The sequence below is a fragment of the Actinokineospora cianjurensis genome (assembly GCF_003663795.1).
In the GTDB taxonomy this organism is placed as follows: domain Bacteria; phylum Actinomycetota; class Actinomycetes; order Mycobacteriales; family Pseudonocardiaceae; genus Actinokineospora; species Actinokineospora terrae.
This window is the reverse complement of sequence record NZ_RCDD01000001.1, coordinates 1,051,605-1,064,147: the sequence shown is the minus strand read 5'-3', so window position 1 is coordinate 1,064,147 and position 12,543 is coordinate 1,051,605. Positions and strand designations below refer to the sequence as shown.

At 70.2% G+C, this 12,543-nt stretch carries 11 protein-coding genes and 1 pseudogene; 3 read left to right on the top strand and 9 right to left on the bottom strand.

Annotated elements, in window-relative coordinates:
* Window positions 1–54: 54 nt before the first annotated feature.
* The 3 genes and pseudogenes from CLV68_RS35945 to CLV68_RS05015 all read right to left on the bottom strand — a co-directional run.
* Window positions 55–243: pseudogene (locus tag CLV68_RS35945) on the bottom strand (PfkB family carbohydrate kinase); the annotation flags it as partial.
* Window positions 244–344: 101 nt separating this feature from the next.
* Window positions 345–641: a hypothetical protein gene (locus tag CLV68_RS33290; protein ID WP_147459880.1), complete on the bottom strand. Its 297-nt coding sequence runs from the start codon at window positions 639–641 to the stop codon at window positions 345–347.
* Window positions 634–1,830 (bottom strand): hypothetical protein, encoded by a 1,197-nt coding sequence (locus tag CLV68_RS05015; protein WP_121389376.1) that lies wholly within the window; start codon window positions 1,828–1,830, stop codon window positions 634–636. The genes CLV68_RS33290 and CLV68_RS05015 overlap by 8 nt, the downstream gene beginning before the upstream one ends.
* Before the next feature lie 200 nt (window positions 1,831–2,030).
* On the opposite strand from CLV68_RS05015, the gene CLV68_RS05010 reads away from it, so the two are divergent.
* A complete protein-coding gene (locus tag CLV68_RS05010; protein ID WP_170224093.1) occupies window positions 2,031–4,952 on the top strand; it encodes an AfsR/SARP family transcriptional regulator in 2,922 nt (973 codons plus the stop codon).
* Between the two features lie 409 nt (window positions 4,953–5,361).
* Here CLV68_RS05010 and CLV68_RS05005 read toward each other — a convergent pair whose 3' ends face one another.
* The 3 genes from CLV68_RS05005 to CLV68_RS04995 form a co-directional block, all read right to left on the bottom strand.
* Complete coding sequence (locus CLV68_RS05005) at window positions 5,362–5,820, bottom strand: hypothetical protein (protein ID WP_121389374.1); 459 nt, start codon at window positions 5,818–5,820, stop codon at window positions 5,362–5,364.
* A 92-nt stretch (window positions 5,821–5,912) separates the two neighbouring features.
* Window positions 5,913–6,629, bottom strand: a complete 717-nt coding sequence (locus tag CLV68_RS05000) for a Crp/Fnr family transcriptional regulator (protein ID WP_170224091.1) — start codon at window positions 6,627–6,629, stop codon at window positions 5,913–5,915.
* Window positions 6,630–6,771: 142 nt separating this feature from the next.
* Window positions 6,772–7,626 carry an exodeoxyribonuclease III gene (locus CLV68_RS04995; protein ID WP_121389372.1) on the bottom strand — a complete coding sequence of 285 codons (855 nt, stop codon included), beginning with the start codon at window positions 7,624–7,626 and terminating at the stop codon, window positions 6,772–6,774.
* A gap of 52 nt (window positions 7,627–7,678) precedes the next feature.
* On the opposite strand from CLV68_RS04995, the gene CLV68_RS04990 reads away from it, so the two are divergent.
* Window positions 7,679–8,278, top strand: a complete 600-nt coding sequence (locus CLV68_RS04990) for a nitroreductase family protein (RefSeq protein ID WP_121389371.1) — start codon at window positions 7,679–7,681, stop codon at window positions 8,276–8,278.
* On the opposite strand, the gene CLV68_RS04985 is transcribed toward CLV68_RS04990, so the two are convergent.
* Window positions 8,275–9,840: a methyl-accepting chemotaxis protein gene (locus tag CLV68_RS04985; protein ID WP_121389370.1), complete on the bottom strand. Its 1,566-nt coding sequence runs from the start codon at window positions 9,838–9,840 to the stop codon at window positions 8,275–8,277. The two genes, CLV68_RS04990 and CLV68_RS04985, sit on opposite strands and share 4 nt — an antisense overlap.
* Before the next feature lie 678 nt (window positions 9,841–10,518).
* On the opposite strand from CLV68_RS04985, the gene CLV68_RS04980 reads away from it, so the two are divergent.
* Entirely contained in the window at window positions 10,519–11,064 is a 546-nt protein-coding gene (locus CLV68_RS04980; RefSeq protein WP_121389369.1) for a snapalysin family zinc-dependent metalloprotease, read from the top strand.
* Between the two features lie 135 nt (window positions 11,065–11,199).
* Here CLV68_RS04980 and CLV68_RS04975 read toward each other — a convergent pair whose 3' ends face one another.
* Both CLV68_RS04975 and CLV68_RS04970 read right to left on the bottom strand, forming a co-directional pair.
* Window positions 11,200–12,123, bottom strand: a complete 924-nt coding sequence (locus tag CLV68_RS04975) for an LLM class flavin-dependent oxidoreductase (RefSeq protein WP_170224089.1) — start codon at window positions 12,121–12,123, stop codon at window positions 11,200–11,202.
* Window positions 12,120–12,530 carry a hypothetical protein gene (locus CLV68_RS04970; protein WP_121389367.1) on the bottom strand — a complete coding sequence of 137 codons (411 nt, stop codon included), beginning with the start codon at window positions 12,528–12,530 and terminating at the stop codon, window positions 12,120–12,122. Before CLV68_RS04970 ends, CLV68_RS04975 begins: the two co-directional genes overlap by 4 nt.
* Window positions 12,531–12,543: the final 13 nt, after the last annotated feature.

Here is a 12,543-nt window from a genome sequence, read left to right as displayed (position 1 = left end):
GGGGGTGCCGCGCAGGTCGGTGGTGCCGGACCTGACGCCGGTCGAGTCGAAGAGCGTCACCGACCTCGGCTGCTCCGCGCACACCTGCACCCCGGGACCGTAGAGCCCCCGTTCCCGCAGGTCCTGCGCGGCCATGGCACCGAGCAGGTCGGACCCGACGTAGGTGGCGAACGCGACCTGTGAACCGAGCAGCGCCGCCGTCTTCGCCACCGTGTACCCGGTGCCGGAGAGCCGGAAGTGCACCCCTCCCGCGAGCCGCCTGCTGGAGACCAGCGGCACCGGGAACGACGGGACGAGGCAGGCGGCGCCCGCGGTGACCACGCCTGCGACCGCGATCTTGGCGGTCACGCGACCACCTCGCCCAACGCGGTGGCGGCCGCCGACGCCAGGTCGGTGTCGACGGGCCCGGTCAGCTCCATCCACAACGGACGTCCACTATGGAGTCTCGCGATGGCGACGAGCCCGCCGTCGTGGCGGGCGGCGGCGACCAGGCAACCGGGGAACTCGGCGAGGGCCCGTTCGACCCACTGGCGCGCCTGTTCCCGGTCCTGCCGCTCGGACAACAGCACGTCCGCGCTCTGCCGCGCGGCGCGGCTGGCGTTCGCCCAGTGGACGAGCACGACTCCGGTGCGGTTAGGCAAAGTTCCTCCCCTCGAAGACCTGGTCCGGGACCGGGATCGGCTCTGGCCCCCGGTGCTTGCCCTCGACCGGGAGGCCGAGCAGCTCGTAGAGCCGGTCGCGGAGCACGCGGTGCGTGGCGCGCGGTCGGGACGTGAGCCGGGCGGCCACGGCGGCCGCCAGGTCCGGGTCCGCTTGCTGGAACTGTTGTCCCACTGGGCGACACGGCTCCCACCTCGGTGCCGCGTCCGCGAGCAACGCCTGCGGCGAGTCCGGGTCCAGCCCGTCCGCCGGGCTGCCGGTGATCAGCACGGACCTGCCGATCGCCGCCGCGTACACCCCCGTCGAGCCGTGGTCAGTGATGACGTGGTCCGCCGCGACCACCGCGGGCCGCCAGTCCTGTTCCGGCTCGACCAGGAGCATCCCGCGCGCCAACGGCCGCGACAGCCAGGACCGCAACTGCCGCTGCCCGTGGCCGAACCACACCGCGGGGTGCACCGTCGCGGCGACCTGGTACCGCCGCGGGTCCAACTCCTGGGTCAACCGCGCGTACAGCGGCAACTGCTCCTGGACCAAGGAAGACGCCCCCCAGGTGGACGCCACGACGACGAGTTCCCGCCCGCGCCGCACCCCCAACGCCGCCCGGTACCGCGCGCGCAGACCGGAACTGGCGATCATCCGGTCGTAGCACGGGTCCCCGGCCACCAGCGCCGCGTCGACCGCCTGCGGGCACTGGTCCAGCAACACCTCGCGCTGCCGCTCGTGCGACAGCACCAGGACCGACGGCAGAACCCGCCCGTCCCGCACCAACCGCGCCGCGTCGAGCCCGTAGACCGGCCCACCCGCACCGGTCCTCTTGCCATACGCCGCACCGTGCGGCAACAACACCAGCGGCCCGTGCACCCGCTCGACCCCACCACCCGCCGCGGCGAGCACGAGGTCGAACCGCTCCCGCACCGCCTGCGCCCACGGGATCCGAAAAGCCCCCGCCTCGGCCAGAAGCCGGTCAACACCCCCACCGAACACGTCCGGCGCCCGCGTGTAGACCACCTGCACCCTCGGGTCCGACTCGACCAACCCCACGACGTCGAGCAACCGCTGACCGGACACCACGGTGTGCACTACCACCAAGACAGTGCACCGCGTCCGCACAGTCCGCCACCGCCCCGCGTCGATCCCCACGGGCACCGAGGCCCATTCGATCTCTTCCACCCTTCCCCACCCCCTGTGGTCAAAGGACTCACCTGGTCAACAGTGGGGCCAGGACCGGACAGTTCCCTTTCAGTCGGACTGCGGACCAGCGGACACCCCAGTAACGATTGAATAACGCCGCCGCCGTGCGGTGCGACCCCGGTCACAGTCGCGCGACACTCGGCTTTCACCAGCCCCGGCCGCGCCGGAGGAGGACGCCGGTGGACATCCGCATCCTTGGTCCCATCCGGCTGCACGGACGGGTCTGGACGGCGACGCACCTCAAACCGCGCAGCCTGGTGGCCCTGCTGTTGATCAACGCGAACAGGCAGGTCAGCAGGGACCGGATGATCGAATACCTGTGGGACGACGACTGCCCGGCAGAGGCCCGCCAGACACTGGCCATCTACATATCGCGGGCCAAGCGGGCGTTCGAACGCGCCATCGCGGGTGCTCGGATCCTGTCCACCCGCACCGGGTACTCCTTGGAGATCGACGCTGATCGCGTTGACTACCACCGGTTCCGCGCGCTCGTGGCAGAGAGCGAGACAACCGACGACCAAGCGGAGGTCGCACAGCTGCTGGAAAACGCGGTGGCGCTGTGGGAGGGCGGCCACCCGCTAGGCGAAAGCAAGACCTCTTACGCCAAGGTCGTGCGCGACACCCTGATCGGTGGCGAGCTCATCCCCGCCTACCGAGCACTGTTCGACGCGAAGCTGGCCATCGGCGATCATGAGTACGTCCTGCGCGAGTCACCCGGCGTCCGCGAGGAGCGCCCGCACGACGAACACCTGGCGGGCCAGTACATGCGGGCGCTGCACGCCGCCGGGCGCACCAGGGACATCCCGGACTTTCACCGCGCCTTCGTCCAGCGCTACACGGCTGAACACCACCGCGAACCCGAGTCGACGCTGCGCAAGCTCCACGACGACCTGGTCGCGAACGGTCCCCAGGTTGTCGACGCACCGACTGGTCTCGCACTCGCGGACCTACCGAGGGACACCCCGTACTTCATCGGCCGCGAGGACGCGTTGCGCAGGCTCGACGAGGCCACCGCCCGCCCCGACGCGCTCGTCGCCATCGACGGGCCGTCCGGCATCGGGAAGTCGACGTTGATCGTGCACTGGGCGCGCGCCAGGTACGACCGCTTCCCCGACGGTGTGCTCTACAAGGACTTGCAGGGGTACTCGGCCGCGCCCCTCGCGTCCGACGATGTGCTAGCCGACTTCCTGGTGCGCCTGGGGACGCCCCGCGCCGAGGTGCCGCTCGCCGCGGAGCGGGGTGAGATGGTGCAGCAATTGATCAGCCGCAAGCGGCTGATCGTGGTGCTGGACAACGTGAGCGACGCCGAGCACGCCAGAGTTCTGCTGGCCGCGACGAGGCTGTGCCCGGTGATCATCTCCAGCAGGTTGCCCCTCACCAGCCTCGTGCGGTCGGAGAACGCGTACCCGATCAGCCTGCACCCGCTCGACGACGAGCAGGGACGCGCGCTGCTCGGCACCCGGCTCGGCGCGCGGATTGCCGAGGACCCGGAGGCGGCGGCCAAGCTCGCCGCGCTCACCGGCGGCCTGCCGCTGGCACTGCTGATCGTGGGGGAGTACGTCGCGGCCCGACCATCGGTGCGGTTACCCGACCTGGTGACCCAACTGCGCGAGGCTAACCGCATCCTCGACGCGGGTGGCGCCGAGGACAGTTCGCTGCGCTCGGCGCTGCTCTGCTCGGTCACCTGCCTCGCCCCCGCCGAGCGGCGGCTGTTCGACCTGCTCGGCGTGCACCCGTTGGCCCGGTTCAGCCGCTCGGCGGCGGCGGCGATCAACGGAACCGACCTGGTGAGCACCACGCACGCGATCGACCGGCTGATCGGCGCGCGGCTGCTCAGCCAGGAGGACCCTGACCGCTACCGGATGCACGACCTCTTGCACATGCTCGCCACCGAGCGCGCGGCCGCGCACGCCGAACACGACCAGGCGCAGCGGCGGATGGTCGACTGGTACGTCCTGTCCGCCAACGCCGCCCGCCACCAGACGACCCCCGACGACAACGACGTCCCCGAACTCGAGGTGCCGACCTCGGTGGTACCCGCGCACTTCCCCGACGGTGAGACCGCGCTCAGCTGGTTCCTTGAAGAGCGGCTGAACCTGATGGAGGTCATCCGGCTCGCCGCGCGAACCGGCATGAGCGCGCACGTGTGGCGCCTGTCGGGGGCGATCTACGAGCCGATCCGCAGGCTCGGGTTCCTGCCGGACGCGATGGCCGCCAGCAGGCTCGGCATCAGCGCGGCCGAGGCGGCCGGCGACGTCGAAGGGCAAGCGGGCAGCATCAACAACCTCGGCCGGATCTTCGAGATCCTGCGCGACGACACCGAGGCAACCCGGCAGTACGAGCGCGCGCACGACCTATTCGTCTCCATCGGACACGTCTACGGACAAGCCGCGTGCAGGCACAACATCGCGACCCTGGCGATGAAGGGCGGCAGGTACGGCGAGGCGGACGCGCACTTCAGGCGGAGCCTCGCGCTGTTCGAACGGGACGAGGGCAAGCCATGGGCCATCGCGAAGGTGCACCACCGGCTGGGGGACATGTCGATCCACCTGGGCAACCCGGACGAGGCCGGGGTGCAGTACCACCTGGCTCTCGGGCTGGCCAAGCACATCGGCGACACCGGCGGCGCGGCGACCACCGTGACCGCGTTGGCCCGGCTGCACCTGGGCACCGGGCAGTTCGCGACTGCCGTGGACTACGGCACCTCGGCACTGCCGATGCACGAACAGGTGCGCAACCGCGCGGGCACCGCAGCGACGCTGCTCGTGCTCGCGGAGGCCCGACTCGGTCTCGAAGGCGGCGGCACGGTCGAGGCAGAGGCCGCTGCGAGCGTCTACCAGGACTTGCACGACCAGCACGGGCGAGCGGACGCGCTGGAGGTTCTCGGTCGCTGTCACAGCTCGGCGGGTGCCCACGAACGGGCCGCCGCAGTGTGGCAGGAGTGCGCTGAACTGGTGGCGTCGGTGGACGAGGCGCGGGCGCGCAGGGTGAGTGGGTGGGTCCGCGCAGCTCAGGCACGTAGTGCCGGAGTTGTCCCGGACCCACGGGCGTCCACTCATCTCGACGACACCGCCGAGCCGACGCGCCCGCTGCCCCGCTGATCTCCAGTGTCCTAGGACATATCGATCCACCGGGAAAGGAGCCACTGGACGGCTCCCCCGACCACCTTCACGGTCACCAGCAGGTCTCCCTGCAGGACGTTAAGCATTGCGTGTTGCACCACTGGATGCCCCTGCTCAGCTGGAAATTGCGCGTCAGGGCGGCAAATCATTCCGCCGCCCGGCGACATCCTATGCATATGCCAATCACAGGGACGCAGCCGGGTAAGCAGGACAGGTGTCCACTAATCGAGGGTCTGGCTTCGGCCAGTGACCAAGCAGGCCCCCAACAGCCAGGCGGTCACCCGTTGAGGGGGATGAATCCGCAGGTACCGGCAAGATTAACTTGAACTTGCACTTGTGCAGAATGCAAGCGAATGGTGGGACCGCAGGCACGCCGTGAACGCGACGTTCACCGCCAGACAGGCGTGGGAGACTGTCGGTGCGCTGGGCGCCAGCCTGGGACCCAGAGCCAGCGCGAGGTTGTGTGGCGGTGGAGTCTGTGGAAGGCCGGGGTGGGGCGGGCGGTTCTGGGGACCTGGTCGGAGACGAGGACGGCGAGGGTGGCGTCCGGGGCCTCGTCCAGGGCGTCGGCCAGGGCGGGGAGGGCGAGGAGGGCCCGGGTGGTCGCGGGGTCGCCGAAGTGCAGGGCGATGCGGAGGCGGAGGCGGGAGCGGTGGGCGTTGTGCTCGGCCAGTTCGACGTCGACGGCGCGGAGGAAGCGGTCCACGCCGCCGGGGACCGGGCCCGAGGCGGCGAGGGTGCCGCTGAGCGGCGGGCCGGGTTGCCAGCGGACGGTCAGCCCGGCGGTGTCGACGGCCGTGGTCACGACCTTCTCGGCGTCCGGCGCACACGACCCGACGGCAGCCACGCAGAGTCGTGGAACCTCTCCGCCGATCGGTGCCATGGATTGAGCCTTTCGTGTCGCCAACGGATGCGATCGACACTCTCCGGCACTTGAGGCTAGGGCACTACGCACGGGGGCGGATTCTCGCCCCAGCCCGCGATCCGGCTCAGCCGCGGCAGGTCGGTGATCCTGATCCGGCGGTACGCCTTGCTGATCACCTGCTCTTGTTCCAGGTCGGCCAGGGCCTTCTCCACCGTGCGGTTGGCCAGTCCGGCCATGTAGCCGAGCTCGTGCTGGGTGAGCTGGATGCGCAGTTCCCAGTGGTCACCCACCCGTTCGCCGTAGTAGGTGGCCAACTCGACCAGCAGCCTGGCCAGCTTCACCCGGCCGTCCTTGATCGTGGCGTCCACCCGGCGGCGGTTGGCCCACCTGAGCCGGGAGCTGATCATCCGGCTGACCTCGATCCCCAGGTCGGGGAACTCCGAGAGCAGGGCGCGCAAGCGGTTGCGGTGCACCGAGCGGACCACCAGCGCGGTCGCCGCCTGCACCGTGGCCGAGCGGCGGGCCTCCGGGTCGATCGCGCCCATCTCGCCGACCATGTCACCGGCGACGCGGATGCCCAGCAAGCTCTTCGTGCCGCTCGCGGTCTCGACGAACACCTTCACGGCACCCTCCATGATCAGGAAGGCGATGTCCCCCTCTTCGTCCTGGCGCACCAGGTAGTGGTTGCGCGGGTAACGGATCTCGGAGCCCGCCGCGAGCAGCGCGGCCCGCGTGCGCTCCGAGAGCGACCCGAGCAGGGTTGTCGACGGCCAGTCGGAATCAGCACCCACGTCGTCTCCCGTCTGTCGTACGCAAGACGGTAAGAACGAACGCACCGGGCACGTCGAAGCAGCGCTGAGCTGTCACCCCGATGCCGCGCGGGTATCCCGGATCAGCCCACGATGACCGGGGAAACGCGCACTCCGCGTGTCCCTATTGAGACTGAGGGAGTTTGGCTGTCTTACCCGGTGCAGACGGCGGTGGCACTACCGGACCGATGTCACCGTCAGGGGCCACGTCGAGGTCGACGATCACCGGTGCGTGGTCGCTGGGACCAGTTCCCTTACGCGCCTTACGATCAACCCAAGCGGCGGCAACCCTACCGGCCACCGGTGAGCCTGCCAGCACGAGGTCGATGCGCATGCCGAGGTCCCGGTGGAACATGCCTCCGCGGTAATCCCAGTAGCTGAAGAACCTGCTGTCAGGCCACCTGTCGCGGACAACATCGTGTAGCCCGGCGTTGAGCAATTCGGCGAGGGCAGCGCGCTCTGGCGGAGTTACGTGGGTGTGGCCGACATACGCCGCCGGATCGAAGACATCCGCGTCGGTTGGCGCGATGTTGATGTCACCGCACACCATGACCTCATCCGGTCCGGCGACAATCTCGTCCCGAAGCGCGGAGAGCCAGGCGAGTTTGTAGTGGTAATGGTCGGAGTCGGGCTCGCGTCCATTGGGCACATAGACGGAGTGGACGCGCACACCGCCACAGGTAGCGGAAACAGCGCGCGCCTCCGGATCGGGGAATCCTGGCCCACCAGGGATTCCGCGCACTACATCTTCTATGCCTACTCGTGACAGGATGGCCACGCCATTCCACTGCACTTCACCGTTGAGCGCGATCTCGTACCCGCGCTCCGCGAGAGGCTCACTCAGCAACTTCGTGAACGCCTCATCGGCGAGTTTCGTCTCCTGCAGGCACACCACGTCGGGTGACCGTTCGTCCAGCCACGGCAGCAACCTGGGCAGCCGCTGCTTCACCGAGTTCACGTTCCAAGTCGCCACGCGCACCCGGCCCACGTTAGCCCTAGCCAGGCCGCGCTGCGCGAGTACGTTGACGCGTATGGAGTTCTCCGAGGTGGTCCGACGACGTCGGATGGTGCGCCACTACTCAGACCAACCGCTCGCCCCTGAGGTCATCGACCGCGTTCTGTCCAACGCGCTGCGCGCACCATCGGCCGGGTTCTCCCAAGGGTGGGCGTTCCTGGCTCTTACCAACCCTGCGGACAGGGCGCGGTTCTGGCCGTACGTGCCCACGCGCGTGGAACAGACGCCCACGATGCAAGACGCGCCGCTGGTCGTTGTCCCACTCGCACACAAGCAGACCTACCTGGAGCGGTACGCCGAACCGGACAAGGGTTGGGAAGACCGCGCGGAGAGCCGCTGGCCCGCCCCCTACTGGCACATCGACACCGGCATGGCAGCGCTACTGATGCTGCTGACAGCCGTGGACGAGGGCCTCGGGGCGTGCTTCTTCGGGATCATGCCCGAGAACCTCGACCACGTCCGCACGGAGTTCGGCATCCCCGCCGAGTACCACCCCATCGGCGCCATCACCGTCGGCTACCGCGCGGCAGACCTACCGGACCAGCCCGCTCGTATCGCTGAACGCAGGCGTGGCGCCGGTGAGGTCATCCACCGCGGGCAGTGGGGTAAGCACTAGTACGAGAAGGTGCCGATGAGGTCGTTGACCTGACGGGCGGTCGCGGTCAGCGTCGCGGCCGACCGCTGGGTCGCCGCCGCGCCGTCCGCGGTGGACGTGGCGCTGCTGGAGATCCCGTCCAGCGACTCCCTGATCTGCCCGGTGGTGCGGCTGACCTCGCCGACGCTGGTCGTGATGCCCTGCGTGGTGCGGGTCTGCTCGTCGACGGCGGTGCCGATCTCCTGCTGACCGTCGTTGATCCTGGTGATCACCGAGCGGATGGAGTCGATCGCCTCGACCGCCTCACCGGTCATCACCTGGATCACGCCGATCTTGGTCTTGACGTTCTCGGTGGCCTGCGCCGTCTCCTGCGCCAGGTCCTTGACCTCGCTGGCGACCACGGCGAAGCCCTTGCCCGCGGCACCGGCCCGGGCGGCCTCGATGGTGGCGTTGAGGGCGAGCAGGTTGGTCTGCTCGGCGATCGAGGTGATCGCCCGGACGATCTCGTCGATCTCCCTGCTCGCCGCGCGCAGCCGCTGCACCCCGTTCGCGGTGTCCTCGGCGGCCCGCACGGCCTGCGCGGACACCGACTGGGCGTCGGAACTGGCCTTGGACACGCTGTCCACCGACGACCCGATCTGCGCCGACGCCGCCGCGATCTCGGTGATGGTGGCGGTCACCCGACCAGCGGACTCGGCGACCTCGTTCGTGCGGGCCAGCGTCTCGGCGGCGGCGGTCCCCAGCCTGCCGGACACCTGGTCCAGGTCGGCGCCAGCGGCGAGCAGGGTCGCGGTGCCCTCGCCCATCGACGTCAGCACCTCGCTCATGGACGCCGCCGTCGCGTTGAACGCCTCGGCCATCTCGCCGAGCTCATCGCCGCGGACCAGGTCGACGCGGGTGGTCAGGTCGCGGGCCGCCATCGACTTGAGCGCGCGCACCATGGTCATCAGCGGACCCCGGATCGCCCGGATCGTCCACGCCGAGATGGCGACGAACGCCACGGCGGCGGCGAGCCCGCAGAGCAGGATCAGCAGCAGGTTGGTGGTGGCGACCGAGCCAGCGTCGGCGCGCTGCTGCTCGACGGCGGCGGAGAGCTGGTCGTCGAGCGAGCCGAGCTTGTCCTCGAGCTGGCTGAACGCGTCCAAGAAGGCGGGCACGAGCGCCCTGGCCGCCTGCGGGTCGGTCGTCGCCGCGGCGACGATGTCCCCGGCCTTGGCGGTGTAGTCCAGCACCGCGGCCCGCGTCTGGGTGAACCCGGTCTTCAGGTCGTCCGGCGCCCCGGCCGTGGCGGCGTCGAACTTCGCCACCATCGTCTCAGCGTGCTCCGCGACCTCCCCGGCACCGAAGTCCGCGACGTCGGCGGCGCTCTGCGCGGCGATCGCGGCCATGACGTCACCGCGGATCGCGTCGTGCATCATGTCCGCGTTCCACTGCGCGCTCATCGCCGCGCTGACACCCGCCAACTGGTTGGTCGCGTCCGACTGGTCGTGGGTGGCGTTGGCCGCGACACCGGCCATCGCCCCGAGAGCGGCAACGCCGACGCCCGCCATCATCAGCAGGCGAAACCGGATGCTCAGGCTCATGACACTCCCTCTCGGTACACGTGCCGGAGGTATTGGCACCGGCGGGCGCGAGCTGAAGGTTTCGCCTGCGGGCCGCCCGGATGGGGCAACGGGCCGTGACGCTGTGTACACCTCAACCCCTCGCCATCCCGCCGACCACCCCCGCCTCGGCCCTTCCCCCACAGCACCGCCTGGCTCGCCGACCAAGACCCACTGGCCGACCGAGATCCACTGGCGACCAAGATCCACTCCGCGGCCGGGGCCCTCCCTCCCGGGGCCGGGGGGCCCATCTCTGAACCTATCGAGCCGGGCACCTTGTCAATAGGGGGTTGGCCAGGGCTGTGGACAGCCCACGGGGTTGTGGACAGATGGCGCAGTTCGTGGTGATTCAGGCGAGGGAAATGTGACCGGCCAGTGGGGTTTCCTATGGAAAAATGCTATGGATGGCGCGGGAGTGGTGATGCCTCCGCGCGTATCTGCCCACGGAAAAGCAGATGAAGCGCAACCGGTGATGCCCTGAGCAGGCACGAGTCGGTCGGGCCAAGCACGTGTGCGCACGCCTGGGCGCGAACAATGGGAAGAGTTATGCCGCCCTGTTGGGTCCCCGCTCCGCTGGTCCGCCTTTAGGTTGGGAAGACCCGGGAACACACCCCGCACAGTGTTCCACGTCCCACGGGAACGTCGAAGGAGCTTTTCCCCATGTCCCGAAGCAGGTTCCTGGCCGCGGTCCTCGGCGTCTTCGCCGTCGTCGCGCTGGCCGCCCCGCCCGCCGCGACCGCGGCGCCCCAGCAGACCCTCGTCCGCACCATCTACTACGACTCCAGCCGCGCCGCCGAGCTCGCCTCGACCGTCGAGCAGGCCGTGCAGATCTGGAACGCGGGCGTCACCAGCGTCAAGCTCGTCCGCGGCACCGGCGGCATCACGATCACCACCGCGCAGAACGGCTCGGCGCCAGGCACCGCCAGCTGCGTCGGCTGCACCCGGGGCCAGATCTACTTCTACCGCAACCAGATCACCAGCTCCGGCGCCAGCTCCCTGCGCGTGGTGGTCCACGAGTTCGGCCACATCCTCAGCCTCAACCACCCCTCCGACATCGGCAACTGCGCCAAGGTCATGGCGGGCGGGCGCTGCTCCAACGCCCAGCCGAGCACCGCGGAACTGGCCGCCGTCCAGCGGTTCTGGACCGGCCGCGTGGCCGCCCCCGCGCCCGCTCCCGTCGAGAGCGCCGTCTTCGCCGCAGCGTGACCCCCCGGCCACAGGAGCGGGCAGGCGACCCGCTCCTGTGGCACACCCGCTTCCCCGAGGAGCGGGCTCGCACAACAGAACCACCCGGCGCGGACCCGCTCCCACCACGTTCCCACCCCCGCAACCGGTGAAGCGTCAGACGAACAGCGCGCGCACGGCGGCCGCAGTCTCCAGCCCACGCCGCAGTTGGGTGTCGGCGACCCGGAGGACGACCGTGCGCACGCCTGCCTCCAGGTACGGCTCCAACCACTCGCGCACCCCGGCCTGCGTGCCCGCGAACATGGCCTGAAGCGCCGACACGGCGTCGAACGGGTAGCCGTACCACTGCTCGACCACGGTCCGGAGGCGCTGCTGGGCGTTGTCGGCAGACGGGTCGACCGCGATCGTGGCGTACAACCCCGGCACGGGCGGGTCGGCACGCCCTGCGGACTCGGCCGCGGCCCGGACGCGTCGCCACCCGTCGACGAAACTGTCCACTGTGGGCGGATACGGCAACCACCCGTCGGCCAGGCGGCCGACCCGCGCCTCGGCCCGCGCGCCGGACCCGGCGAGCCAGATCGGCGGGCCCGGTGCGGCGTGCGGGACCGGGGAGAGCGTGACGTCGTCGAAGGTGAAGTGCTTGCCCGCCTTGGTGATGGCCTCCCCGGTCCACAGGGAACGGAGCACGGCGATCGACTCCGCCAACCGCTCACCGCGGTCGCGGAACGCGACGCCGAGGGCGGCGAACTGGCGCTCGGTCGCCGGATCGGTGAAGCCGGAACCGAGTCCGACGACCAAGCGCCCGCGGGCCAGGCGGTCCAGGGTCGCGAGGCTGTGCGCGAGGAGCACGGGGTGGCGCAGGGCGCCGAGCAGCATCCCGGTGGCGACGGTGATCCGCTCGGTGGTCGCGGCCAGGGCGGAGAGCAGCACCAGCGGGTCCGGCAGGCCGTAGACCAGCGGACTGTCGGGCACCCAGACGGCGTCGAGGCCCAGTCGCTCGGCCTGCCCGCCCAGCTCGACCAGGTCGTCGATGCTCGCCTGCGCGAAGGTGGGCAGCAGGTAGCCGAAGCTCGCGCTCACGATTCGATGAACTGGTAGTCCGCGACGATCCGGCCCTCGGCGTCGAGCACGAGCACCTCGGTGCCGACACCCGCCACCGCGCCATCGGCGGCCACCATCTCCCAGGTGAACTTGACGAGGTCACGCAGGCGCCGGACGTCGTCCCTGCGGCGGAACGCGTACAGCCCGGGCGCCACGAACTCCTCGTAGGCGAGCCGCACCCGCTCGGTGAGCTCGCCGTGCCCCTGCGCCTCGAAAGTGGTGCTGAGGCCCAGGTCCGCCGCCACCCGCACCACCTCCTGCGGCGGCTGCAGGATGTGACGACCGCCTACCGCCCACAGCCCGGCGACGGCAGCGCTCCGCGCGTCCGGGTCGGGTTCGTTCCACACCGCCACGTAGCGGTCGGCCAGCTCGATGAGATCGGACAAGGCTCCTCCTCGG